Origin of the sequence: Flavobacterium sp. Arc3 (genome assembly GCF_041431375.1) — a bacterium.
In the GTDB taxonomy this organism is placed as follows: Bacteria; Bacteroidota; Bacteroidia; order Flavobacteriales; family Flavobacteriaceae; genus Flavobacterium.
In genome coordinates, this window is record NZ_JASMRI010000015.1 from 69,253 (window position 1) to 95,009 (window position 25,757).

The window sequence follows — 25,757 nt, forward strand, 5'->3', positions numbered from 1 at the left end:
ACTTGATTCAATGTGATGTGAAAATGACAAAAATTTAAAAAAAAATCATCCTTTTATAACAAAAAGTGATTATTCTACAATTTTAACAAGAAATATTCGAAATTGTTTTTTTTTAGATAACGTAACAAATATATTTACTGCCGTTCTACAAGATATAATCTAAAAAAACTAACCTTAAATTATGAGTTCAGAAAATTTACAAACTAAATGGGGGCAATTTATTTCATTAATAATCGTCTTCTTCTTTTGGGGTTTTGTTGGTTCTGCCAATGACATATTAATCCCTGTTTTCAAAAAGGTTTTTACATTATCACAAGTTGAATCTCAACTAGTAGCTTGGGCATTTTATGTAGCATACTTTGTAGGATCAATAATTTTCTTCCTGATATCAGTAAAAGTTGATGTTTTACAAAAATTTGGATATAAAAAAACACTTTCTGCCGGTTTACTACTATCAGCATTTGGTTCGTTTTTATTTATTCCTGCGGCAACGATGGAAAGTTTCCCTTTCTTTCTTACCGCCTTATTTACAGTAGGACTTGGTTTTTCTATTCAGCAAATTGTTGCTAATCCCTTAGCTATTAAAATGGGTAGCCCAGCAACTGGAGCACACCGTTTGACTTTGGCAGGTGGTATCAATTCATTTGGAACTACCATTGGTGCTATTTTATTAGGAATTGCATTATTTGGAATGGGAAACGATAAAAAAACGACTCTTTCTCTTGAAGATATAAAATTGCCTTTCATAATTTTAGGTATTGCTTTTATTGTGGTAGCTATTTTTATGAATTTTTCTAAAATAGAAAATCCTGCAAAAATTGAAAAATCAATTATCGCAGAGTCTACTGATACATTTAGAATCCTAGATTACCCACAATTATATTTAGGAATGTTAGCTATTTTTATTTACGTTGGAACAGAGGTAACTATAATTAGTAACTTACCCGCCTTATTACATACTGCAGAGTTTGGCCGAATCTTAGAGGATGCTATATCTCCTTTTATTGCTTTATATTGGGGTAGTTTAATGATTGGTCGCTGGAACGGTGGTGTGAATGTATTTAATACTTCAAACCTTGTAAATACAGCACTTAAGTTCATCGTACCCGCATTAGCATTTGGAGTCATTATCGGTGCTAATCTTTTTGCTCAACACGACGTTTCTTCATTTTACATTTACCCAATCTGGATATTGCTATTTATTGCCGTAAGTTTTGTAGGTGGTAAAAATGCTGGGAAAACTTTAATGCTTTTTGGTATTTCTGGTTTAGTAATGATGTTTGCAGGACTCGTTTGTACAGATACTGAAATTGCTAAATTTTTCTTTATCTCTGGAGGATTATTCTTATCTATTATGTGGCCTTCTATTTTCGATTTAGCTATCGCAGGATTAGGAAAAAATACTGGAAAAGCATCTTCTTTCTTAATTATGATGATTCTTGGAGGAGGAGTTATTCCTTTGATTCAAGGAAGTATTTGCGATATAGATCTTACAAGTCCAAACGGAATATTTGGTATTTCATGGACGCATTTCTCTTACATTGTACCACTTTTAGGTTTTGCATATTTAGGCTTTTATGGTTTTTATTGTCCTAAAATACTAAAAAAACAAGGTATTACTCACATTGAAAGCGAAGGTGGCGGACATTAATTTCGTTTTCAGCAACAAATGACCTTAATATAAATTACTTTTAATTCACATTAATAAAACCATCAAACTTACTTTGATGGTTTTTTTATGACATCAATTTTGAAATCATAACTTATATAAAATACATTTGTTTAAAATTACTAAATATGAAAAAAGCTTTACTCCTACTTTCTCTTACTATTGTACTTGCTGCCTGTGGTGTGAAGAGCACGCGAAATTTATTAAGTTCTGGGAATTATGATGCAGCTATAAATAAAGCGGTTTCAAACTTACGTACCAATAAAGACAAAAAAGGAAAACAAGATTACATCTATTTACTCGAAGAAGCTTTCGCTAAAGCTAAGGAGCGCGACTTGAATGCTATAAATTTATTAGCCAAAGACGCAAATCCTATTCAATTGGAAAAAATGTACAATACGTATTTACAACTCAACGATCGTCAGGAGAAAATAAAACCAATACTCCCTTTACGATTAATTAGAGAAGGTAGAAATGCTATATTTCCTTTTGAAAATTATAATGACCAAATTATAGACAGTAAAAATGCTCTTTCGGCCTATTTGTATGCTAATTCAAAAAAGTTGTTACTAACGAACAATAAAATGAATTTCCGTAAAGCCCATGATGATTTAGGATATTTAAATCAGATAAACCCTAATTACAAAGACGTTTTGAGCCTAATGGACGATGCACTCTTTAAAGGCTCCGTTTATGTAATGGTGGAAACAATAAACCAAACCAATATGGTCATCCCTGCTCGTTTGCAAAATGATTTGTTGGACTTTAGCACCTATGGATTAAACGACAAATGGACAGTTTACCATAGCTACAAACAAAAAGGCATTAATTATGATTATGGAATGCTCATTCGTTTCAATCAAATATACATTTCACCTGAACAAATCAATCAGAAAGAATTTGTAAAAGAGCGAAAAATAAAAGACGGTTCAAAGAAACTACTTGACAACAATGGAAAAGAAGTACTAGACAAGGATGATAAAGTAATCATGGTCGACAACTTTAGAAATGTGACCGTACGCATTTATGAATTCAGACAGTTTAAATCTTGCCAAATTACGGCCATAGTTGATTATGTTAGCTACCAAGACAACCGCCTTTTACAATCATTTCCTTTGACCGCTGAAAATGTCTTTGAAAACATTTACTCTAAATACAAAGGAGACAAACGTGCCTCAGATGATAATTACTATTCGTATTTTGACAATAGCAGGTTGCTTTTCCCAACCAATGAGCAAATGATTTATGATACTGCTGAAGATTTAAAAGCTAAAATTAAAAACATAATTAGCAGAAATCCATTTAGAAATTAATCGATTTACAAACTCCTTTAGCGACCAATTCCTCAAGGAGTTTTTTTTTGAAATACAACAAAGCATTAAAATTTTGTTAGAAAGCATAAAATTAGTTTTACGTAATAGAAAATAGTGTACTTTTGCAGTAATGAATAATACAATTTTAAATATTAATCCGATCTCTCGGACAATCAAACCTACTACTTCACCCGAAGTACGGATGCTATTAGTATAGTTTCCAAAGTTGTTTTGTAAATATTTCTATTCATTTATTATTTTACCATTTTGAAATCACATTTATTTTTCATTGGAATAATATCTTCCAAATTCATTATACCCTTTAAATTATTCTATTGTTGCTCAACTAATTGGACTATAAATTCGTATTTTCGTTTTTTTATTCAAGGAAACAAAGAATGTATTTTAAAACCAACTTACAAATCATTTTTTAACTCAAAAATTCAACTCTTGTAATGAATATCTCTATTATTATAGCCCAGGAAGAGCATTATAAGTACGCACAAGTAATTTGCGATACTATAGAATCATCCGCCTTATTGAGAGGAACGGGAATTGCAAAAAGAACTCCTGAATATATCCTAAAAAAAATGGAAAATAAGGATGCCGTTATCGCTTTAGACAATGGTATTTTTGCAGGCTTTTGTTATATCGAAAGTTGGCAGGACAGCAACTATGTTGCCCATTCCGGGTTAATCGTGCATCCCGATTACAGAAATTTAGGTTTGGCCAAAAAAATTAAATCGAAGGTATTTGATTATTCTTTGAAAAAATATCCGAACGCAAAAGTATTCGGAATCACAACAGGTCTTGCGGTAATGAAAATCAATTCTGAACTAGGGTACAAACCTGTACCTTTTTCTGAACTGACAACTGATCCAAGTTTTTGGAAAGGATGTCAAACTTGCACTAATTATGAAATCCTAAAGAGTAAAGAGAATAAAATGTGTTTGTGCACTGGGATGCTTTATGATCCTAAAGAAAAAGCTAAAGTTCCGCCGAAACATCCATTCAATGTCCGGATTTGGAATCGATTGAAAAAAATTAAACAAGCCCTTTTCTTAGAAGACTAATTTAGAATAAAAATAAAAACATAATCTGCTAAAGGCCTTAAGCCAATAGCCCATAATAGCTCAAAAAAATGAAAAAAGTTGTATTAGCATATAGTGGAGGTTTAGATACCTCATATTGCCTTAAGTATTTAAAAAACGAAAAAGGATATGAAGTTCACACCGTATTGATCAATACTGGAGGTTTTGATGATGCCGAATTAAAAGCGATTGAAGAAAGAGCCTACGAATTAGGAAGCGCAAAACACGCTAACCTAACGATTGTAGACAGATATTATGAGAAAGCAGTTAAGTATTTAATTTTTGGAAACGTCTTAAAAAATAATACGTACCCATTATCTGTAAGTGCCGAGCGTGTTTTTCAAGCTATTGAAGCAATTAAATACGCAAAATCTGTAGGTGCAGAAGCTATCGCTCATGGAAGTACAGGTGCTGGAAATGACCAAATTCGTTTTGATTTAATTTTCCAAACTATTGCTCCCGAAATTGAAATCATCACTCCTATCAGAGACTTGAAATTATCAAGACAAGAAGAAGTAGATTATTTATCAAAAAATGGAGTACACTATTCTTGGGAAAAAGCACAATATTCTATCAACAAAGGACTTTGGGGAACAAGCGTTGGAGGAAAAGAAACTTTAACATCTAATCAAGCACTTCCTAACGAAGCTTATCCTTCACAATTGCAAAAAGAAGGAGAAGAAAAAGTGACATTAACCTTTGAAAAAGGAGAATTGGTGGAGATTAATAATATAAAAAAATCACCAATCGATAATATTGTAATTCTTGAAAAATTAGCAAACGCATTTGCTATTGGTAGAGATACACATGTGGGTGATACGATTATTGGAATTAAAGGAAGAGTCGGTTTTGAAGCTGCTGCTCCGCTAATTATTATAAAAGCACATCATTTATTAGAGAAACACACACTTGGTAAATGGCAACAATACTGGAAAGAGCAACTAGGAAACTGGTACGGAATGTTGTTTCATGAAGGTCAATTTCTTGATCCTGTAATGAGAAATATCGAAGCTTTCCTTGAAGATACTCAGAAAACAGTAAACGGAAAAGTTATCGTTTCTTTAAAACCGTATCACTTTACGCTTGACGGAATTGAATCAGATAATGATTTAATGAATACAGGTTTTGGTCAATATGGAGAAATGAACAATGCTTGGACATCAGACGATGCAAAAGGATTTATCAAAATACTTGGAAATGCCCAAAACATATTTTCATCTGTAAACAATGAAACTTACGACTAATTATAAGTTGATTTATTTTATTGAATTTAAAAATTTAAATTAAAGTTATGAAAATAAAGTTTTTTTTATTGCTTCCATTGTTTTTACTGTTTTTTGGATGTACTAGTGACGATGACAAAACCGCTGAAAAAGAAACATTGAAAAATGTTACTTATGAAGTATTATTATATGAATTTACGCCTGACACAGGTAATAATTCGTCTCGTTTTCATTACGAAATAAAGTATAGTAACCCTAACAATATGGCTGTGAAAGGTTTTTCTAGAATAACTTCGGATTATGATGGGCAAATTTTAACTCCTATCAAAAGAGTTCCCCCTTATATTGAAATTGCTGCAAATTCTAACTTTACAGAGGTTTTTAATGTTGAATCGGCTTTTAATCCAGCATTAGGAACTATAAATTCAATAAAATTAGTATCTGTTGAATTCATTATTGTAGAATGATTAATAAAACTAAAACAGATTGATTTTAGTTTAATAAAAAAATAAAAGATTATGATTAATATTGGAATAATAGGCGGTTCAGGATATACAGCAGGAGAATTAATTAGAATTCTGATGTTTCATCCTCATGCAAAGCTTGATTTTGTTTACAGCACTACCAATGCTGGAAAACCATTATCAGTAGCGCACCATGATTTGATGGGCGATATCGAAATGAACTTTACAGATACTGTTAATCCTAATGTTAACGTAGTTTTTCTATGTTTAGGCCACGGTAAATCGATTTCTTTTTTAGAAAACAATCAATTTGCAAGCCATACTAAAATCATCGATTTAGGGAATGATTTCAGATTGACAAAAGACAATCAATTTGAAGGGAAATCTTTTGTTTACGGTTTGCCTGAATTGAATAAATCCAATATTAAAAACGCACAATATATCGCAAATCCAGGCTGTTTTGCTACTGCAATACAATTGGCTTTATTACCTCTTGCAGCTGAGGGCTTATTAAATAGTGATGTACACATCAACGCTACAACGGGAAGTACAGGCGCAGGAGTCAGCCCATCAGCAACAACACATTTCAGCTGGAGATCGAATAATATGTCACATTACAAAGCATTCGACCATCAGCATTTAGGTGAGATTAACCAAAGTGTAAACCATCTGCAAGCTAATTATACAAACGAATTGATTTTCGTACCAAACAGAGGAGATTTTTCCAGAGGAATTTTTGCAACTCTTTACACTACTGTAGAAGAAAGTTTAGAAGATTTGCTTGCCAAATATCAAGCTTTTTATAAAGATCAGCCGTTTGTAACCGTAACCACTACTGATATCAATATGAAACAAGTAGTACAAACGAACAAATGTATTATTAGTTTAATGAAAAAAGGAAACCGGATACTTATAACTTCAGTAATTGATAATTTAGTAAAAGGTGCATCTGGTCAAGCCGTTCAAAACATGAATTTAATGTTTGGACTTGATGAAACGACTGGATTGCATTTGAAACCTTCAGGCTTTTAAAAAACTTGTTTCAAGTTTAAAGTTTTAGGTTGCACGCGTAACATTAAACTTTAAACCTTAAACCATTAAACAAAAAAACAAAATGAACTTATTTGACGTTTACCCATTATATAGTATTACTCCTGTAAAAGCATTAGATTGCACAATTACAGACGACAACGGAATTGAATATTTAGACTTATACTCTGGTCACGGAGTAATTTCTATTGGACATACACAACCGGATTATGTTGCTAAAGTTAAAGCACAATTAGATAAAATCAGCTTTTATTCGAATGCAATTCAGAATCCACTGCAAGTGGAGCTAGCTGATAAACTAGGAAAAGCTTCTGGCTTGACTGATTATAGCTTATTTTTATGTAGCTCTGGGGCTGAAGCCAATGAAAATGCTTTAAAACTAGCTTCTTTTCATAGTAATAAATCTAGAGTTATTGCTTTTAATAATTCTTTCCACGGAAGAACATCAGCAGCTGTTGCAGCAACAGATAACAAGAAAATTGTTGCTCCATTAAATGCACAACAAGCTGTAACTTTTTTACCATTGAACAATATTGATTTGGTAGAAACCGAATTACAAAAAGGAGATATTTGTTGCGTAATCATCGAAGGAATTCAAGGTGTTGGTGGACTTGACGAAGGAACGACTGCGTTTTTTCAAGCTTTGGAAAAGGCATGTAAAGCTCACGATGTTATTCTAATCTTAGACGAAGTACAATCTGGATACGGAAGAAGCGGGAAATTCTTCGCTTTTCAACATCACGGAATCAATCCTGATATTGTTACTACTGCCAAAGGTATGGGGAACGGTTTCCCTATTGGTGGTGTACTAATTTCTCCAAAATTTACTGCAAGCTACGGACTATTAGGAACAACTTTTGGCGGAAGCCACTTGGCCTGTGCCGCCGGAATCGCAGTTTTGGATGTAATTGAAAATCAAAAATTAATAGATAATACAAATACCGTTGCTAATTACTTTTTTGAAGCCATCAAGCAAGTACCGGAAATCATCAAAGTAAAAGGAAGAGGATTGATGTTAGGAGTCGAATTTGATTTTGATGTTAGCGCATTGAGAAAAAAGATGATTATCGAGAAACACATCTTTACTGGCGGTGCCAACAATAAAAATTTATTGAGAATTCTTCCTCCACTGACAATTACAACTGAAGCAATAGATACATTTATCGTTGCATTAAAAGAGTCATTGGCAGAATTGAAATAATATTTTTAACAAATAAGTCATTTAAGCTTCTTAAACTTATATGACTTATATGTTTCATTTTTATCCAAAAAGAAATTTAAAACGATGAAAACTTTATTACCAATAGAAAAAAGAAATGCCGTTTTAAGTCGAATGGCTGTCCTTCTTGAACAAGAAAGAGCAACTATAAAAACCACAAACCAGCAAGATCTTGCTAACTATTCTGGTGATGATCTGGCTATGGAGAAACGTCTACTTGTTGACGATAATAAGATTGACGCAATGATTTTATCGTTGCAACAATTGACAAGTCAAGACGATCCTGTTGGGCAAGTTCGTTTTAATTTTACACATGATAACGGATTAAAAATCAGCAATAAAACAGCTGCCTTTGGTACAATTTTAATCATTTATGAATCCAGACCGGATGTTACTGTTGAAGCGGGCGGAATTGCTTTCAAATCAGGAAATAGAATTTTGCTGAAAGGTGGAAAAGAGTCTTTACTTTCTAATTTAAAAATTGTAAGTCTTTGGCATCAAGCCTTAACAGATAGTGAAGTTGCTACTTCTTGGGTCGAATATTTGAATTATGACCGTACTGAAACGCAAGCTTTTCTTGAAAAACCAACACAGAAAGTTGATTTAATAGTTCCGCGTGGTGGTGAAAACCTGATTAACTTCGTTAAGAAACACGCTACTTGTCCAGTAATTGTAAGCGGTAGAGGGAATAATTTTGTATATGTAAACAAGGAAGCCGATTTAGATAAAGCTTTATCGATTATCATTAATGGGAAAACCTCAAACATTTCAGTTTGTAATGCCTTAGATAAAGTTCTAATTGACACTAATCTGGAAAACTGGGAGGCTTTCGCCCAAAAAGTAATAACCGAATTACAACAAAGAAACGTTTTAGTTTTGGGAGACGAAAGTATTGCAAAAGCGACTAATGTTCCGCAAATTGAGTCAGATTTGATTTGGCACGAAGAATTCTTAGATTATAAAATCGTAATTGGAACAACCAATTCTGATAAAGAAGCAATTGAAAAAATAAATAAATATTGTGGCGGGCATTCGGCTTCAATAATCACTAAAAATGATACTGTTGCACAAGAATTCATGGAAAATGTGGATACAGCAGCAGTGTATCAAAATGCATCAACACGGTTTACTGATGGAGGTCAATTGGGTCTTGGTGGTGAACTCGCCATTAGCACAGATAAATTACACCAAAGAGGACCAATAGGTTTGCAACACCTAGTTACTAATAAATGGTATATTTACGGAGAAGGACAAATTAGGTAGTTCGCGTTAATCAGTGTTCAGTATTTAGTTTGAGAAAATAGAAATTACACTTTAAATACGAATAACAAACATACAGCTTTGCGAACTTTATATTTTTATAGATAAAAAAGGAAAATTCTTTGTGCCCTTTGCGGTTAAAAGTAAACACATAAAAAACCCTTTGTGGTTAAATACAATGGCTAAAAAAAGAATATTACTAAAAATAGGTACAAATACATTAACCCGAGAAACCAATCATATTTCGAGAGGAAAGATCGAAGATATCGGAATGCAAATAGCTGCTTTAAACGAGGAATATGAGTTTATCATTGTGAGTTCAGGCGCTATCGCTGCTGCAAAACAGTTTGTAAAACTAGAGAGTAAAGGGAAGGAAATAGTGGTTAAACAAGCATTGGCTTCTATTGGGCAACCGCATTTAATGCGGATTTTTCACGAAAACTTTAGTGATTTAGGATTACTTACTTCACAGTGCCTACTATCCTACTCTGATTTCGAAAAAGACCAATCAAAAGTAAATATTGTCAATACAATCAATATATTAGTTGAGAATAATTACATTCCTATTATTAATGAAAATGATACCGTTGCAACCGATGAAATCCGATTTGGTGACAATGATAAATTAGCGGCACTAGCAGCTGTTCTATTAAAAGTAGATATATTAATCATTGCAACCAATACAAATGGAATTTACACTAAATCATCTATCCATGATAAAGAACCTGAGACAATTACTTTAGTTACAGACCTACAATCGCTTGACAAAGAAGTAGGTGATACTAAATCATCACAAGGAACGGGCGGAATGCAATCTAAAATTGAAGCGGCAGCAATTGCTAAAGCAGCTAATATCGAGACTTGGGTTGTAAATGGTTTATATGATAATTTCATTTTAAATGCCATACAAAATAAGATTCCATTTACTAAAATTACATAAAGATGAATTACGTATCAATACAAAACATAGACTCCCTATCAGACTGGGTGAAAGCAGCTATAAAGATTAAAAAGAAACCGCTTAAAAACAAAAAATTAGGAAAGAACAAAACCTTAGGAATGTTGTTTTTTAATCCAAGTTTAAGAACCCGTTTGAGTACACAAAAAGCGGCTTTAAATTTAGGCATGAACGTCATGGTTATGAATTTTACCAATGAAGGTTGGACACTTGAATTCGAAGATGGCGCTATCATGAATCAGGGCGCTTCAGAGCATATTAAGGAAGCTGCAGAAGTGGTGTCTCAGTATTGCGACATCATCGCTATTAGAGCCTTTGCTGGATTGGTAGACAAAGAAAAAGACAATGCCGAAACTGTAATGGCCGGATTTTTAAAATATGCTACCGTACCCATTGTTAATATGGAAGGTGCAACAGGACATCCTTTGCAATCCCTTGCTGATGCAATTACCATGGAAGAGTTTAAAACAGAACACAGACCAAAAGTAGTTTTATCTTGGGCTCCACATCCTAAAGCTTTACCTCAGGCTGTAGCTAATTCCTTTGTGGAAATGATGCAGTTACAAAATGCCGACTTTGTTATAACGCATCCTGAAGGTTACGAATTGAATCCAGAAATCACTAAAGGATCTAAGATTGAATACGATCAGAATAAAGCATTTGAAAACGCAGATTTTATCTATACTAAAAACTGGAGCAGTTATAGCGACTACGGAAAAATTACTAATTCAGATCCAAATTGGACAGTAACAGCAGATAAAATGAAACTAACTAATAATGCCAAGTTCATGCACTGCTTACCTGTGAGACGTAATGTGATTGTTTCCGATGAAGTATTAGATAGTGAAAATTCAATTGTCATTGAACAGGCAAATAATAGAACCTATGCAGCACAATTAGTATTGCAAAAAATATTAAAAAATGGACAATAAAAAATCCGTTACCGTAATAAAAATTGGAGGAAACATAATTGATGATCCAAAAGAGCTTCAACAGTTTCTAACTGATTTCTCAAACATTGAAGGCTATAAAGTACTTGTTCATGGTGGCGGAAAATCAGCCACTAAAATGGCAAAAAGTATTGGTTTAGTTCCACAAATGATTGACGGACGACGCATTACAGACGCGCCCATGCTTGATGTTGTAGTGATGATTTATGCTGGTCAAATCAATAAAAACATTGTAGCACAATTACAAGCTCATAATACTAATGCTATGGGTTTTTCTGGAGCGGATGGAAATTTAATCCAATCTGATAAAAGAAACCATCCCACCATCGATTACGGATTTGTAGGCGATGTAACATCAGTAAATACTTCGCTATTAGAAACTTTACTTTCTAGCGGAATCGTTCCTGTTTTTTGCGCGATTACCCATGATAAAAATGGGCAGTTATTAAATACAAATGCTGATACGATTGCTAGTGAACTAGCTATTGCCCTATCAGAAGTCTTTGACGTTACTTTGAATTACTGTTTCGAAAAACCAGGTGTTTTATTCGATTCTGAAAATGATTCATCAGTAATTGCAAATATGAATTCCGATTTATATTCGAAATTAAAAGAAGAAAAAGCTATTCATTCTGGAATGATTCCAAAACTGGATAACTGCTTCAATAGCTTGTCTAAAGGAGTACAAAAAATACGAATTGGTCACCATAGCATGTTGCAAAAAAATGACGCTGTTTGCACCACGATAGAATTGTAAAATATGCCCATCCTAGCCTTTTCTAAAGTAGAGGAACTATAAACGGATGTTGTGTATCGCATATCTAATAAAAATTAAAATTTTCGCCTTTACGCGTTAGTGGCAAAAACAAAAATAAAATGAAAAACATCGAAATCCTTACACAAGAAGCCATTTCACTTTTAGAAGCACTAATCGAAACTCCTTCCTTTTCAAGTGAAGAAGATAAGACTGCGATACTACTAGAAAACTGGTTTAATTCAAACGATATCCCTTTCAAAAGAGAAAACAATAATGTTTGGGCCTACAATAAGCATTTTGATGCCGCTAAACCTACCCTACTTTTAAATTCACACCACGACACGGTAAGACCCAATCAAGCCTATACTAACGATCCATTTAATGCTTTTGTAAAAGAAGGTAAATTATTTGGTTTAGGCAGTAATGATGCAGGTGGTTGCTTGGTTTCTTTGCTCGCTACCTTTGTCCATTTTTATGCTAAGGAAAATTTACCTTATAACATTGTAATTGTTGGCTCTGCCGAAGAAGAAAGCAGCGGAAAAAAAGGCTTAAATAGTGTACTGAAACATTTACCAGAACTAGAATGTGCTATCGTGGGCGAACCTACTTTAATGCAATTGGCCATAGCCGAAAAAGGTCTATTAGTCTTAGATGTGAAAGTAAAAGGAACGCCAAGTCACGCTGCACATCAAAATGACGATAATGCGATTTACAAATCGATTCCAGTGATGGAATGGTTTAAAAACTATACATTCGAAAAAATATCAGAGCAATTAGGCCCTGTAAAGATGACCGTTACCCAGATCAGTGCTGGAAAACAACACAACGTGGTACCGTCAGAATGTGATTTGGTTATCGATATTCGTGTCAACGATTGCTATACTAATCACGAAATTTTACAAATCGTAAAAGACAATGTAAACGCAGAGATTAGCCCACGCTCTATGAATTTAAGTTCCTCTTCTATTCCAGAATCGCACGGATTAGTGCAGGCCGGAATTGCTTTAGGACGCACAACATATGGCTCTCCTACCCTTTCTGACCAATCCGTTCTGAGCTGTAAATCATTAAAATTAGGACCTGGAGATACGCTGCGGTCCCACTCCGCAGATGAATTTATATATGTGAATGAAATCGAAGAAGGAATCAAACTATATATTAAAATACTGGGAGATTTTTTAAAACAATAGAATGATTAGGAGCAATTTCCCGCTATTCATTGCAATCTTTTTATTTTTAAAGACAAAATAAAAAGGATTTTCATTTCTATCGGGGCTACAAATAATAAGTACAGACAAGTTGCGACTTGTCCCTACGAAACAAAAAAACAATACTATGAAACTTTGGGAAAAAGGAATACCTACTGATAAACAAATAGAACAATTCACTGTTGGTAACGACAGAGATTTGGATTTGGTTCTAGCTAAATATGATGCTTTGGGCTCTATTGCTCATGCAAAAATGCTGGGCCAAATTGGTTTACTGACAAACGCGGAAACCGAATCATTAGTAACGGCTTTGGAAGAAATTATTATTGATGTAGAAAAAGGGAATTTTGTAATCGAAGATAGTTTTGAAGACGTGCATTCTAAAATCGAATATATGTTGACGGTAAAACTAGGTGATGCCGGTAAAAAAATTCATACTGCCCGTTCCCGTAACGATCAAGTATTAGTAGACGTGCATTTGTATTTAAAAGACGAAATTAAAGTCTTAAAAGAACAAGTAAGAACCTTGTTTGATTTAATGATGGAATCAGCAGATAAGCACCAAAACGTATTGTTACCTGGATATACGCATTTACAAATCGCGATGCCATCTTCTTTCGGAATGTGGTTTTCTGCTTATGCCGAGAGTTTAATTGACGATATTACAATGTTGAATGCGGCATTAAAAATTGTAGATCAAAATCCGCTGGGTTCTGCTGCTGGTTACGGAAGTTCGTTCCCAATAGACAGAACGTTTACTACAAAAGAATTAGGTTTTGAAACCCTAAAATACAATGCAGTAGCTGCCCAAATGAGCCGCGGAAAATCAGAGAAATTTTTGGCTTTTGCCATGAGTAGTGTTGCCGCTACCCTATCTAAATTTTCTATGGATGTGTGTTTATATATGAGTCAGAATTTTGATTTCATTACTTTGCCAGCACATCTTACCACAGGTTCTAGCATTATGCCGCACAAGAAAAACCCTGATGTTTTCGAATTAATTCGAGGAAAATGCAACAAGATTCAAGCCTTGCCATACGAAATCACTTTAATTACTAATAATCTTCCCAGTGGCTACCATAGAGATCTACAGTTATTGAAAGAAGGATTGTTTCCAGCAATCCAAAACCTGAAAGCCTGCTTGGATATTGCCATTTTCTCTATAAAAGATATCAAAGTAAAAGACAATATTTTGTCTGATAAAAAATACAATTACTTGTTTACCGTAGATACTTTAAACGAAATGGTTGTTGCTGGAATGCCTTTTAGAGATGCTTATAAAGCCGTAGCCGAACAGTTAGAAAATGGTACTTATGAATCTCCAAAAGAGACCAAACATACTCATGAAGGAAGCATAAATAATTTATGTTTAGCAGAGATTAAGGATAAAATGAACAAAGCATATTAAAAATAGTACAACTACTAGTCTCACAACTATTTTAAAAATTCATTCTTTAAGAATGGATTTTTTTTTTACAAAACTTTTAAATTATTTTCGAACAAACTAAAGTAAGTACAAGAAACTAATACATTATACATATATTTGAATAGTAGCCATTTTAAATTAGAAGTATGATACCCACAGAAGAAAAAGCAACCCAAGGCCTTTTTGAGAAAAAATTAATATCGGATACTCAATTCAAGCAAGTTAAAGCATATCGAAGTTTGGAAATTTTTTCTCTAAATGCCGAGTTAAAATTGTTTCTATATCTGTCCGTTTTATCCTTTACTACAGGAATTGGGATTCTGATTTATCAAAATATTGATACTATAGGTCATATTGCTATTTTATCTTTATTATTAGTAGTAACGGTTATTTGTTATTACTTCAGTTTTAAAAATAGCACTGGATTTCAAAAAGGAGAAACTAATTTTGAAAACCCAATCTTTGACTACCTCATTCTTGCTGCTATTCTTTTGACTTGTATTTTTATAGGCTATTTGCAATTTCAATACACAGCTTTTGGCACCCATTATGGGTTAGCAACTTTAATTCCCACAGTAATCGGACTCTTTTGTGCCTATTATTTTGATAACAAAAGCATCTTATCCATAGCAATCACTGGTCTTGCTGCATACGTCGGTTTATCGGTTAGTCCACAATCACTGCTTAATAATGATTTTTACGAAACGAATACACTAAGTTATTCGGCGATTGCCTTGGGAATCATACTTGTTCTTTGGTCCATTTACAGTAACCAAATTGCATTAAAAAAACATTTCACCTTAGTGTATTTGACTTTTGGGTTACACCTTATTAGTATTTCCTGCATCAATAATTTATTTAAACCCTACTGGTTTGTATTCTTTCTGTTTTTAGCTGCTGCCTTGTATTATTTTTACACATCCAGCTATAAAGTCAAATCTGTTTCTCTTTTTGTTTTCACTATCGTATATGCATATATTGGGGTTAATATTATTTTATTCAAAGCCATAGCACTTCTAAATATTGATGAGTTTTTAATTTCTTTCTTCTTTTTTGTACCCTTTTATTTCATAATTTCTATAATTCTATTTATTCGCCTTATTAAAAAATTCAATAAAGACAGCACCGATGATAGTATACGATAAAGTAGAATTAGAAAACTTAGCTCTAGTGGAAGAAGCACATTCTTTAAAAGAAGCAGGCTTCGTAGATAGTAACCAATATGACGCCATCAAAAAAGAACTAGTAATCCCTAAAAGTTATAATAACCTACTCATTAGAGCGGCGTTTTTCTTATTAGGTGTTTTTTTATATTCTTCTATTTGTGGTTTCTTAACTTTAATTAGTGCTGAAGCACTAGATGAAAATTTTAAAATTATTGTATTTCTGTCCGCTATTATTGGTTTTGTAGGGGCAGAAGTTTTAACCCGCCAAAAATTTTACGGTCATGGCTTAGATGATGCGTTTATATTAGGATCCCAATTGACTTTGGCAATAGCCATAGGGCTTTTCACAGATGGAAACGAAATAGTAATTGCTTCATTTATAACGTTAACCGCTTTAATGAGTTATCTCCGTTATTTGCATCTCTCCATGGCACTACTATTTTGTTTCGCATTAACCGCTACGCTAACATACGCTATGTTTGAATTGGGTAATACAGGAAAAACGGTTTTGCCTTTTATAATGATGTTATTTGCTGTAGCACTCTATTTTTTAACCAAAACAACAGTACCAAAATTAGCAAACCCTTTTTATCACAAAGGAATTTCTTTAGCGAATAGTTTCAGCCTGATACTCTTTTATCTTTCTGGAAACTATCTTGTAGTAAGAGAACTTTCAGTTGTACTACTTGGTGCAGCCATTGCTCCAAATAGTGATATTCCGTTCGCACTATTCTTTTATGGTTTTACCTTTGTCGTACCCGTGTTCTATTTAGTTTATTCTCTATTAAAAAAAGAAAGAATAATGCTATGGATTGGATTCTTAACCTTTGGTTTCTCTATTTATACCATTCGTTTTTACTATGCTGTTTTACCTATTGAAATTGTCTTAACCACTGGCGGATTACTTCTTTTTGCATTTACTTATTTTGCTATAAAAAAACTAAAAAACAAAGAAACTGAAGTCACTTTTAAGCCTAACCGTTTTACAAAAACAAATGCTTTTTTGAATGCCGAAATATTAATTTCTTCACAACTGGGCTTAAAACCGGAAACTACAACCGAATCAAATATGGAGTTTGGCGGCGGTGGTTTTAGCGGTGGCGGTTCTGGTGACAGTTTTTAAATATAAAACAAAGAATTCAGTACTAAAATTAATGATTAGCGGCTTAACGTTTGTGCTTTCTACTCAATTTGCGATTGCTCCTATTTTATAATGCTTGGTAAAAACGTTTGTTTATTCTGTGAGTCTTTGCAAAAAAACATTCACAGCACTAAAGTTATTCAATTTCAATGGTACTATAACCAGCTCCCGTGCGAACCAGCTTAATTTTGGTTCCAATACGGTCTTTTAATTCTCCTACGTGAGAAATAATCCCAATGGATTTATTAGACTCGTTTTGCATATTTTCAAGAATGCTAATAGCTTGATCTAAAGATTCTGGGTCTAAAGAGCCAAAACCTTCATCTATAAATAGCGATTCAATTGAGACATTACGAGCTGCTAAATCAGATAAACCAAAAGCGAGAGCTAAACTCAATTTAAACGTTTCACCACCAGACAAAGAGCTAACAGAACGTTTTGTGTTTCCCATATAGGTGTCAATAACTTTTAATCCATCAGAGTCGTTTGTGGTGTCTAATAAATAACGATCTGAAAAACCTATTAAACGCTGGTTCCCATATTCTAATAACTGCTTTAAGGTTAAATCTTGAACAAAATTTGAGAATTTCTTACCCGTAGCATCACCAATTAATAAGTTCATTTTACTCCAAAGCGCCAAGTCTTTTTGTAAACCATCTAATATTTTCTGACTTTCTTTAAGCTTTTCTTTATTTTGAATATCAATTTCAATTTTGTTTTCTTGATCCCAAATATGTTTATTCAATACCGCTATTTCGGCTACTATTTTTGGTAGCGAAATAGTTATTTCTTCTAATGTAATTGACGCATCATCTAATTTTTTCTCTTCTTCTAATGATTTGTCAATAGCTTTTTTATTGGTCTCTAAACGAATTTCATTCTCCACTAACAGCTGCAAACTTTTACGAAGCTGACTAGCCGTACTTTCGTCTAGTATTTTTGCTTTTAATTCTTCTAAAGAAGCAATTCCTCTTTGTTGAAGTTCAGGTAAAAGACTTACTAGCAACCGTTCTTTTTCAGTTATTGTTTCTGTTTTACTTTTTTGGAAGTCGGTTAATTGCTCTTTCAAACTCTTTATCGTAGAAGTACAAGAGCTAAAATCGTTGCTTACTTTACTAACCTCTGTAGTGATGTCTTTTCGGTCATAAACTAATAATAACGCTTGTCTAGCCTCACTATACCCCTGTTTTAAAACCGAATAATCATTAAATAATTGTTGCATTTCATTAAAAACAATCTTGGCTTTAATGTAATTTTCAAGTTTATCAAGCTCTTTTAACTCTTGTTGGAAATCAGTCGCATCTTGCTGCCATTTTTCAAGACTGTCTTTGGTAGTCCATTTTAACTGATTGCACAATTCGGTTATCTTGTTTTCTAAAGTTTTGAATTCCGCGATCCTATTTTCTATCGCTTCAGTCTCAGTTGCAGTTATCTTCTGCAAACTTCGACGCTTTACTTCATTTTCAAGCAATGCTTTTTTCAAATCTTCTAATTGCTTTGTCAATGATTGAAAATTTTCTTCCAATGAATTCACCAAAGTTTCTGATAGCTCCTGCGCATATGGATGTGTTTCAGAACCACACAACGGACAAGCTTTTCCGTCTTTTAATTCATGGCGGTGTTCGTCTAAACTTTTGCGTTGTTTCCAGTCATCAAGTTCTTTTTTTGCCTTTTCGAACTTTGGCAACAAACTTTCTAATGTTTCACTTTGTAATTTCCCTGAAGCAATTAACACCTCTATTTCCTCTTGTTGCTTCTTGATTTTAAGTTGCAACTCCCCTATTCCTTTACTTTTTTCGTCAAATAATTTCCGGTCTCCAATTAACTGATTCGCTGGTAACATCAGTCGTGTCAAATCATCTTTTTTTGATCTAACTGCATCAACAGAAGTAATTCCTTTTCGAGTAATTTCGGTATTAATTATAGTTAACTCGGACTGTATTTGATCTGATAACGCATCGTTTATGGTTAATGATATTCCGTATCCATTAAGTTCATTACGTTTATCTTCTATGCGTTGCGACTGTTGTTTGGCTTGAGATAAGCTGTTTTTTTCGGCTTCTTGTAATGCTAAAACACGATTTCTAAAGTCCGTTATTTCGTCTTCAAATTTTTCAGCATTAACTTCTTTTTTTACTAATGTACTAGCTAACAAAACCAACTCACTTTTTCCTTTTTCTTGTTCGGAAAGTTTAGTAGTACCTACGGCAATTCGCTCTAATAACTCAGCTAATTTTTTTTCGGCATCGGCCACAGCAAGCATTTGCTCTTTGAAAATAACGACGCTATCATGCGTTTTCAGTTGGTTTTCCTGAGGTAAAAATGTCGCTTTATCTTTTGTAAAAGCAGTCCATTCTATTTCATTCGTTTCTTTTAATTTGCTATTTTTAAGAATACTTTCCTTAACTACTTTTTTCTTTCCAAGGGTTTCTTGTTTGATTACATTAACTGCTAGCAACGGTTTTTGCACTAAAATATCTTCTTGAATTTCTTTAACCACTTCGGCAGTTAATAAAACCGTTTCACCCATTTTAATGTTTTGCGTCTTCACAGCATCTTCAACGCCACGAAACCTTTGGAACACCGCTCTACCTATTTTTCTATAAATAGAAGAACCCGTAATCTCTTCTAACAATGCATTTCGGTCGTCTTTTTTTGCTAAAAGTAATTTCGAAAACTGCCCTTGAGCTAATATCATTGATTGTACAAACTGATTGTAATTCAGACCAATAATACGTTCATTCTCACTAACTACTTCTTGTACTCCAGAAACTAAAATAGCACCCGTGGATCCGTTTATTAATTCTTGTTTTCGTTTATCTAAAGAGCCAGTTCTCGTTCTACGAATCGACCATGACGACAAGTACCGCTCTCCTTTCACTTCATATTCTACTTCGGCATAACAATCTAAAGCATTTTTGGTTAAAATCACCCCTTCGTCCTCAATCACTTTTTCTGAAATAGCTTTATCAATTCTTGGAATCTTATTATACAATGCTAAAGTGATCACATCCAGTAAAGTTGATTTTCCAGTACCAGTAGCGCCTGTAATCACAAAAAGTCCTGCTTCTCCCAGAATACTATTTTCAAAATCAATAGTATGTTCGCCTTTTAAAGCGTGTATGTTCTTAAATTTTATCTTGCAAATTTTCATAGTAAAGTAGTCGTTGTGAGCTATTATTCTGTTATTTCAGAAGTTTGTAATCCCTCTAATATTTCTCTAAAAGCATTAATTAATTCATCTGTATTTTCTAATGAATCGTCTTGTTCTAATCTTTTTTCGAATAATTGAACCGCAGAAAAATCCTTTATATCTTCTCCTTTAGAAAGTAATTTTGAAGTACCTGAAACTTCCGTTTTAAACTTGATACTTCCTTTTAAAATTTGCAATCCGTTTTCTGGTTCTGCTGTTAACAAATCCTCTAATGCTTTAATGTGCGCAATGTTTTCATTGTCTTCTTCAATACTAACTTCAGCGAGATCTGTTAATATGGAATCTGACTGATAATCAGCTATTTTTTTAATAACTTCTTCAACTGTTCCTTTAATACTTAAAAGCTTTCTAAATTTAGGAATTGGTAGTGATTTTATAGTAAATTTATTGTCTTCCAAAGTCAGTATAACGACTTCTTTAATGTCTTTTTTTTCACTAAAGCTCAATGCAACTGGAGAGCCGCTGTAGCGAATATTTGGTTTACCTACCATTTGTGGTCTGTGTATGTGTCCTAAAGCAACATAATGTGGTTCCTCTCCAAAAACGGCTGATGCAACTCCAGCCTGATTTCCTATTTGTATTTCGCGTTCACTATCAGAAACCGAAGCGCCTTGCGCAAACAAATGAGCCATAACAATAAAAGGAGCGTTATCATAATTTGCGTTATAATGTTGGTTCACATTAGCAAAGTAATTTGCAATTCCGTCTTTTATCAATTCTATTTTATCCGTGTATGATTCACCTGGTACGGCATTCCTAATGTCTTTATCCCGTAAAAAAGGAACAGCAGCCACCACCATTTTTTCATTACCTAAAGTAACTTCTACGAATAAATCGGCTATGTTTTCAGGAATACCTCCTACTACTTTTATCTCGAGAATTTCTAATAACTCTTTAGGAGCATTAATAACGTGCGGGGAATCATGATTACCACCCGTCAAGATTACTTTGCATTTAAGTGGTAACAATCGTTTTAAAAACCCATAATATTGTGTCATAGCGGTTTGTGACGGATTTGCTTGATCAAATAAATCTCCCGACATCAATAAAACATTGATATCATTTTCTTGGATACAATTAATTAACCAATCAAAAAAAAGATCCATGTCTTTTGCAAAATCGATTTTTAATAATTGTTTTCCAATGTGCCAATCAGCAGTATGCAAAATCTTTATGCTCATAATTTATGGCTTTTGTTATTTAGAACTTCAGAAAAACAGTAAGTTTCTCAGGTGATTTTTGACCGCGGTAAGCTCAAAAAAAGGGTTGTTCATTTATTTCGTCAAGTAAACAAATTTAACTTATAAAAATTAAAATCAGAGCAAAACTAAACTTAAAAAAGATGCCTTCTTTACGGAAAACCATAAAAAAGACATCTTTTTATATTTGCTAGATTGCTAACTACAACGCGTTATTTGTTTTATTTATTTTCGCTCTAAAATATAATTCGCAAAATAATTCTTGCTATCAGTAATTCTGTCTTTAATTTCAAAGTCGGTTTTGCTCAAAATTTTGTCTAGAATTTCATCATTATACTTTCTGGAAATCTCCATCAATATCTTTTCTCCTTCTTTAAAATGAAAAGTTTTATTAAGTTCAGCTATGTAAACTTGTTGCGCTTTGAGACTAACCAAATAACTTTTGGCAATTCCGTCCTTCTCATCGTATTCTGGCAGATGTTTAAAAGCATCCACTTTAAATTCAGCTCCTAATTCCCTATTTATTCTATGCAGTAAGTTTAGATTAAAAGCAGCTGTAACCCCTTGATTATCGTTGTAAGCAGGAAGTACAACTGACGCTGGTTTTATCAAATCGACACCTAAGAACAATTTATCACCTTCTTGTAAATTATTACTTAACTTAGAAATAAAATCAGTGGCAACCTTGTCAGACATATTTCCTATATTAGATCCTAAAAACAGAATCACTTTTGGGTGTTGATTTTCTTTCAATGATTCTAATACCTCAAAATAATCACCCTGCTTTTTCGTAATTGATAAGCTTGGTAATTGGTTATTTAAATCAGCTTCAAGACTATCTAGTGCATTTTGTGAAATATCTACTGGCATGTAATCAAACTTGTATTTTTCGCGGTTCAATTCTTTCAAAAGCTCTTTAGTTTTTAAACCATCTCCAGCTCCAAGCTCAATTAACTCAAAGTAGGTATCCGGTTTTAGCTGCAAAGCTGTTATAATTTTATTACTCTGTTCTTTAAAAATTTCATGCTCTGACCTTGTGACATAATACTCCGGTAAATGCATGATTTTTACAAAGAGCGCATCTCCTGTTTTATCATAAAAATACTTTGAAGGCAATGATTTTTCTAAATTACTTAATCCTTCATCAATATCTTTTTTAAGTTGGTTAATCATACTATTAGCTGAGTCTATTTTTTTAAAAGTTTTTGTCTCTTTCATCTTGTTAGGATATAAATTGTTTAAAATTCAAAATGCTTAAGCATTAACTTAAGGCTTGTTTATGTAATAGGCACTTGTTTTTTTGCAATTATATCTTTAAAAAATAAAAAAATAATGTAACCATATAAAAAACTAAAAGGTAAGGCCATAATTACTAACAAATTACTTATTCCGTTCAATAATTCACTAGTTCCAATGGCGGTAAGTCCAAGTGCAGTTCCTGTAATTATAAATCCCCATACTAGTTTATGTTTCTTTGAGGGGTTTTCATTTCCTTTATCACTAATCATTCCCAACACGAAAATGGCTGAATCAACAGAGTTTATAATTGAAATAAGCACTAATATTCCCGCAATAAAAAAGGTAAGACTGTGCAGTGGAAAATATTCTAGAAAAACAAATAATGAAGTAAAAACATTATTAAATTGCGCCTCATCTATGGTGGTAACAATGTCAAAAGCTGAATTAGCAAAGACTGAAAACCAAATAACAGTAGCTAATGTCGGAATTAAAATTGTTGTAATTAAAAACTCTTTTATTGTTCTTCCTTTAGATATTCTAGCAATAAATATTCCAGTAAAAGGAACCCAAGCCAACCAGAAAGCCCAATAAAAAACTGTCCAGTCTTTCGTGAAATTTTCGGAAGTTTTGTAATTTCCTATAGACAAACTCATTTCAAAAAAATGAATTACATAATTATAAAAAGATATCGCAGTATGGTAAAAAAAGGTATTAAAATTTAAGAATAAAGCAATAAATAACATAAGAAGTATTGAAAAAGTAAAATCTAAGTCGGCTAAGAATTTAATCGCTTTATTCAAACCCGTAAGCGCTGAATAGGTAGCTATAGATCCAATAAGAATAACCATCGCTAATAGAAAATTGTTGCCATAATCAACTTTAAAAGCATAATTGATGCCGTTTACCACTTGCGCAGTTCCTAATCCTAATGAAGCAATTACACCTGTAATGGTAATTAAAACAATAAATAGTGTAGCTATATATTTTATGCCTTTACTTTTAGTATAAGGTACAATGGCATCTAGTAAATTGTTAGTTTTCTTCACATAAAGATTATAAGCGACAATTAAACCAAACAGGCTATACATTGCCCAAGGTGTAAATCCCCAATGAAAAAAAGTATATTGCAAAGCCGTTATTTTATTATTAGTGGTTGCAATGGGAGCATTGCTAAAATAATAAACAGGCTCTTGAACTGCACGCAATAATAGTCCAGAACCCATTCCCGTGCTATACAATAAGGCTACCCAACTAAAATACGAATAGGCAGGTTTTTCATTTCCTAAACGTTGTTTTCGTAAAGGTAAAACTAAAATAACTAAAGCGGCAATCACTGTTATTAAGCCTACCCATAAATAATAAGTACTAAAAACCGATAATAAATTCTGGTTTACTTCATTTAGTCCTTGCTTTAATAATTCAGGAGCTAGTAAACCAGTAAAAAAGAAAAATACGCCAAACAATGCTCCATAAAACAATAAGCTATTTGACCGTACATGACCGTATAGTTTTGGAATCAAAATGCTATTCTTTAGTTATTGGTTTTAAATTTTCTAACATAGTAGGAATTAATTCACTCACAGTAGGATGAATGTGAACTGCATCTCTAAAAACCGTGTAAGGTTGTTTTGCATACATTAAATTGGTGATTCCACTTATAATTTCATCACCTCCAACACCTAAAATGCAAGCTCCTAGAAACTGATTTGTTTTAGCATCAATGATCGCTTCCATAAATCCCTTTATTTCTCCTTTTTCTTTAGCACGAGCTACTTTATCCATTGGTCTGTGCGCAATTAAAATATCAAAACCTTTCTTCTTAGCTTCAGCTTTTGTCATTCCTACTCTTCCTAAAGGCGGATCAATAAACAATCCGTAAGTAGTAATTCTATCACTAATTTTTCTTTTTTTATCTCCTAGAATATAGTTCTCTACAATTTGGAAATCATTATACGAAGTATGTGTAAATCCGCCATTTCCGTTGCAATCCCCTACCGCAAAAATACCTTCTACGTTTGTCTTGCAATAATCATCTACAGTAATATAACCTTTCTTTTTATCAAATTCTATTGTCGTATTTTCTAAATGCAACGTATCTGTATTTGGCGAACGCCCAATAGCTAGTAAAACATGAGAGCCTTTAATTTCCTTTTCCTCTCCGTTTATTTTTACCGAAATTCCATTAGTAACTTGAGATAAATTTATTTCTTTAGCATTAAATTTAATTTCAATCTCCTCAGATTGCATAATTTCGGCAACCGTTTCACTTACATTCTTATCTTCTCTACTAATCAGTCGATCGCCGCGTTCAATGATGGTTACTTTACTACCAAAACGCTTAAACATTTGACCAAATTCTAGCCCAATGTAGCTCCCGCCAATAATCAATAAATGCTCTGGTAATTTGGTTAAACCTAAAATATTAATGTTGGTTAAATAATCAACATGCGCATATTCTTCAGGAATAGCTGCCCTTGCTCCTACATTTATAAAAATTTGTTTCGCTGTGATTTTATCCTCGTTAACTGCAATTTCATAATTGGATAAAAAATGTGCTTCACCTCTATAAAGTGTGATATTATCGTTTTCGGCAATACTTTTTTCAATGCCTTCGCGGGAACCATTTACTAAAGTATCTTTTCTGGCTTTAATTTTTTCAATATTAGCTTTTGCACCAGCAGGGATTTCGATTCCCATTTCTTCACCATGCATACTATCCCACATTCTGCGTGCGCTAGCCACATAAGCTTTTGTAGGAACACAACCATTATTAACGCAAGTTCCACCTACTAAACTTTTTTCAATAAGTGCTACTTTACCTTTTTTAGATAGGCTAAATGCCAAAGGTATTCCTGCTTGTCCACTACCAATTATTATAAAATCAAACTTTTTCATAACTGCATTTTTAAATTAGAAACTTATTCTTCAACCGAAACATTTTTCCAAAATGCTACGTAATTCTTTATTTCCTTAGCCGCGTCTTTTGGATTGTTATAAAACCAAGCTGCGTTTTCACTAATTTCATCATTTACTTTCAGCGTATAATAAGAAGCCTCTCCCTTCCATGGACAAGTGGTATGATGAGTCGTTTCAGTAAAGTAATCCCTATGAATACTTTCTAAAGGAAAATAATGATTTCCTTCTACAACTATTGTGTTGTCACTTTGAGCAACAACTGTTTTATTAAATATTGCTTTCATACTATTTGTT

At 33.2% G+C, this 25,757-nt stretch carries 21 protein-coding genes; 15 read left to right on the plus strand and 6 right to left on the minus strand.

The genetic code is table 11. The features are described 5' to 3' along the window. Positions 1-181 precede the first annotated feature (181 nt). The 15 genes from QO200_RS12305 to QO200_RS12375 all read left to right on the plus strand — a co-directional run bounded on the left by QO200_RS12305 (position 182) and on the right by QO200_RS12375 (position 16,877). On the plus strand, positions 182-1,651 hold the full coding sequence (locus QO200_RS12305) for an MFS transporter (protein WP_371540616.1): 1,470 nt from the start codon (positions 182-184) through the stop codon (positions 1,649-1,651). 146 nt (positions 1,652-1,797) lie between these two features. After that, positions 1,798-2,982 carry a hypothetical protein gene (locus tag QO200_RS12310; protein WP_371540618.1) on the plus strand — a complete coding sequence of 395 codons (1,185 nt, stop codon included), beginning with the start codon at positions 1,798-1,800 and terminating at the stop codon, positions 2,980-2,982. A 455-nt stretch (positions 2,983-3,437) separates the two neighbouring features. Next, positions 3,438-4,055 carry a GNAT family N-acetyltransferase gene (locus QO200_RS12315; protein ID WP_371540620.1) on the plus strand — a complete coding sequence of 206 codons (618 nt, stop codon included), beginning with the start codon at positions 3,438-3,440 and terminating at the stop codon, positions 4,053-4,055. Between the two features lie 68 nt (positions 4,056-4,123). Continuing rightward, positions 4,124-5,317, plus strand: coding sequence for an argininosuccinate synthase (locus QO200_RS12320; protein ID WP_371540622.1), 1,194 nt, complete (start codon positions 4,124-4,126; stop codon positions 5,315-5,317). Positions 5,318-5,364: 47 nt separating this feature from the next. Next, positions 5,365-5,763 (plus strand): hypothetical protein, encoded by a 399-nt coding sequence (locus QO200_RS12325; protein WP_371540624.1) that lies wholly within the window; start codon positions 5,365-5,367, stop codon positions 5,761-5,763. A gap of 51 nt (positions 5,764-5,814) precedes the next feature. Next, a complete protein-coding gene (argC, locus tag QO200_RS12330; RefSeq protein ID WP_371540626.1) occupies positions 5,815-6,792 on the plus strand; it encodes an N-acetyl-gamma-glutamyl-phosphate reductase in 978 nt (325 codons plus the stop codon). 82 nt (positions 6,793-6,874) lie between these two features. Beyond that, the gene (locus QO200_RS12335) at positions 6,875-8,011 is read left to right on the plus strand and encodes an aspartate aminotransferase family protein (protein WP_371540628.1); all 1,137 of its coding nucleotides are present in this window, start codon (positions 6,875-6,877) and stop codon (positions 8,009-8,011) included. A gap of 84 nt (positions 8,012-8,095) precedes the next feature. Then, positions 8,096-9,292, plus strand: coding sequence for a glutamate-5-semialdehyde dehydrogenase (locus QO200_RS12340; RefSeq protein WP_371540630.1), 1,197 nt, complete (start codon positions 8,096-8,098; stop codon positions 9,290-9,292). A gap of 175 nt (positions 9,293-9,467) precedes the next feature. Continuing rightward, the gene (proB, locus tag QO200_RS12345; RefSeq protein WP_371540632.1) at positions 9,468-10,229 is read left to right on the plus strand and encodes a glutamate 5-kinase; all 762 of its coding nucleotides are present in this window, start codon (positions 9,468-9,470) and stop codon (positions 10,227-10,229) included. A gap of 2 nt (positions 10,230-10,231) precedes the next feature. After that, positions 10,232-11,179, plus strand: coding sequence for an N-acetylornithine carbamoyltransferase (locus tag QO200_RS12350; RefSeq protein ID WP_371540634.1), 948 nt, complete (start codon positions 10,232-10,234; stop codon positions 11,177-11,179). Continuing rightward, positions 11,169-11,954: an acetylglutamate kinase gene (argB, locus tag QO200_RS12355; RefSeq protein ID WP_371540636.1), complete on the plus strand. Its 786-nt coding sequence runs from the start codon at positions 11,169-11,171 to the stop codon at positions 11,952-11,954. The genes QO200_RS12350 and argB overlap by 11 nt, the downstream gene beginning before the upstream one ends. 119 nt (positions 11,955-12,073) lie before the next feature. Further along, positions 12,074-13,144 (plus strand): M20 family metallo-hydrolase, encoded by a 1,071-nt coding sequence (locus QO200_RS12360; RefSeq protein ID WP_371540638.1) that lies wholly within the window; start codon positions 12,074-12,076, stop codon positions 13,142-13,144. A gap of 145 nt (positions 13,145-13,289) precedes the next feature. After that, positions 13,290-14,570 (plus strand): argininosuccinate lyase, encoded by a 1,281-nt coding sequence (argH, locus tag QO200_RS12365; protein WP_371540640.1) that lies wholly within the window; start codon positions 13,290-13,292, stop codon positions 14,568-14,570. Between the two features lie 164 nt (positions 14,571-14,734). After that, a complete protein-coding gene (locus tag QO200_RS12370; RefSeq protein WP_371540641.1) occupies positions 14,735-15,733 on the plus strand; it encodes a DUF2157 domain-containing protein in 999 nt (332 codons plus the stop codon). Then, entirely contained in the window at positions 15,717-16,877 is a 1,161-nt protein-coding gene (locus QO200_RS12375) for a hypothetical protein (protein WP_371540643.1), read from the plus strand. Before QO200_RS12370 ends, QO200_RS12375 begins: the two co-directional genes overlap by 17 nt. Positions 16,878-17,031: 154 nt before the next feature. On the opposite strand, the gene QO200_RS12380 is transcribed toward QO200_RS12375, so the two are convergent. From QO200_RS12380 to QO200_RS12405, 6 genes are all read right to left on the minus strand, one after another. Further along, complete coding sequence (locus QO200_RS12380; protein ID WP_371540645.1) at positions 17,032-20,049, minus strand: SbcC/MukB-like Walker B domain-containing protein; 3,018 nt, start codon at positions 20,047-20,049, stop codon at positions 17,032-17,034. A gap of 23 nt (positions 20,050-20,072) precedes the next feature. Continuing rightward, positions 20,073-21,290, minus strand: a complete 1,218-nt coding sequence (gene sbcD / locus QO200_RS12385) for an exonuclease subunit SbcD (RefSeq protein WP_371540647.1) — start codon at positions 21,288-21,290, stop codon at positions 20,073-20,075. 243 nt (positions 21,291-21,533) lie between these two features. Then, positions 21,534-22,526 (minus strand): L-histidine N(alpha)-methyltransferase, encoded by a 993-nt coding sequence (gene egtD / locus QO200_RS12390; RefSeq protein ID WP_371540649.1) that lies wholly within the window; start codon positions 22,524-22,526, stop codon positions 21,534-21,536. A 59-nt stretch (positions 22,527-22,585) separates the two neighbouring features. After that, positions 22,586-24,067, minus strand: a complete 1,482-nt coding sequence (locus QO200_RS12395; RefSeq protein WP_371540651.1) for a BCCT family transporter — start codon at positions 24,065-24,067, stop codon at positions 22,586-22,588. 4 nt (positions 24,068-24,071) lie between these two features. Then, positions 24,072-25,442 carry a mercuric reductase gene (locus QO200_RS12400; protein WP_371540653.1) on the minus strand — a complete coding sequence of 457 codons (1,371 nt, stop codon included), beginning with the start codon at positions 25,440-25,442 and terminating at the stop codon, positions 24,072-24,074. 23 nt (positions 25,443-25,465) lie between these two features. Continuing rightward, positions 25,466-25,747, minus strand: a complete 282-nt coding sequence (locus QO200_RS12405; RefSeq protein WP_371540655.1) for a DUF427 domain-containing protein — start codon at positions 25,745-25,747, stop codon at positions 25,466-25,468. Positions 25,748-25,757 lie beyond the last annotated feature (10 nt).

What these genes read in the sequence shown, in the direction of transcription:
- QO200_RS12405 (WP_371540655.1), bottom strand. Translation starts at nt 25,747, where the DNA reads ATGAAAGCAATATTTAATAAAACAGTTGTTGCTCAAAGTGACAACACA.
- QO200_RS12375 (WP_371540643.1), top strand. Translation starts at nt 15,717, where the DNA reads ATGATAGTATACGATAAAGTAGAATTAGAAAACTTAGCTCTAGTGGAA.
- QO200_RS12335 (WP_371540628.1), top strand. Translation starts at nt 6,875, where the DNA reads ATGAACTTATTTGACGTTTACCCATTATATAGTATTACTCCTGTAAAA.
- egtD (WP_371540649.1), bottom strand. Translation starts at nt 22,526, where the DNA reads ATGAAAGAGACAAAAACTTTTAAAAAAATAGACTCAGCTAATAGTATG.
- QO200_RS12380 (WP_371540645.1), bottom strand. Translation starts at nt 20,049, where the DNA reads ATGAAAATTTGCAAGATAAAATTTAAGAACATACACGCTTTAAAAGGC.
- QO200_RS12315 (WP_371540620.1), top strand. Translation starts at nt 3,438, where the DNA reads ATGAATATCTCTATTATTATAGCCCAGGAAGAGCATTATAAGTACGCA.
- QO200_RS12310 (WP_371540618.1), top strand. Translation starts at nt 1,798, where the DNA reads ATGAAAAAAGCTTTACTCCTACTTTCTCTTACTATTGTACTTGCTGCC.
- argH (WP_371540640.1), top strand. Translation starts at nt 13,290, where the DNA reads ATGAAACTTTGGGAAAAAGGAATACCTACTGATAAACAAATAGAACAA.
- QO200_RS12320 (WP_371540622.1), top strand. Translation starts at nt 4,124, where the DNA reads ATGAAAAAAGTTGTATTAGCATATAGTGGAGGTTTAGATACCTCATAT.
- QO200_RS12305 (WP_371540616.1), top strand. Translation starts at nt 182, where the DNA reads ATGAGTTCAGAAAATTTACAAACTAAATGGGGGCAATTTATTTCATTA.
- argC (WP_371540626.1), top strand. Translation starts at nt 5,815, where the DNA reads ATGATTAATATTGGAATAATAGGCGGTTCAGGATATACAGCAGGAGAA.
- QO200_RS12360 (WP_371540638.1), top strand. Translation starts at nt 12,074, where the DNA reads ATGAAAAACATCGAAATCCTTACACAAGAAGCCATTTCACTTTTAGAA.
- sbcD (WP_371540647.1), bottom strand. Translation starts at nt 21,290, where the DNA reads ATGAGCATAAAGATTTTGCATACTGCTGATTGGCACATTGGAAAACAA.
- argB (WP_371540636.1), top strand. Translation starts at nt 11,169, where the DNA reads ATGGACAATAAAAAATCCGTTACCGTAATAAAAATTGGAGGAAACATA.
- QO200_RS12340 (WP_371540630.1), top strand. Translation starts at nt 8,096, where the DNA reads ATGAAAACTTTATTACCAATAGAAAAAAGAAATGCCGTTTTAAGTCGA.
- QO200_RS12400 (WP_371540653.1), bottom strand. Translation starts at nt 25,442, where the DNA reads ATGAAAAAGTTTGATTTTATAATAATTGGTAGTGGACAAGCAGGAATA.
- QO200_RS12370 (WP_371540641.1), top strand. Translation starts at nt 14,735, where the DNA reads ATGATACCCACAGAAGAAAAAGCAACCCAAGGCCTTTTTGAGAAAAAA.
- QO200_RS12325 (WP_371540624.1), top strand. Translation starts at nt 5,365, where the DNA reads ATGAAAATAAAGTTTTTTTTATTGCTTCCATTGTTTTTACTGTTTTTT.
- proB (WP_371540632.1), top strand. Translation starts at nt 9,468, where the DNA reads ATGGCTAAAAAAAGAATATTACTAAAAATAGGTACAAATACATTAACC.
- QO200_RS12350 (WP_371540634.1), top strand. Translation starts at nt 10,232, where the DNA reads ATGAATTACGTATCAATACAAAACATAGACTCCCTATCAGACTGGGTG.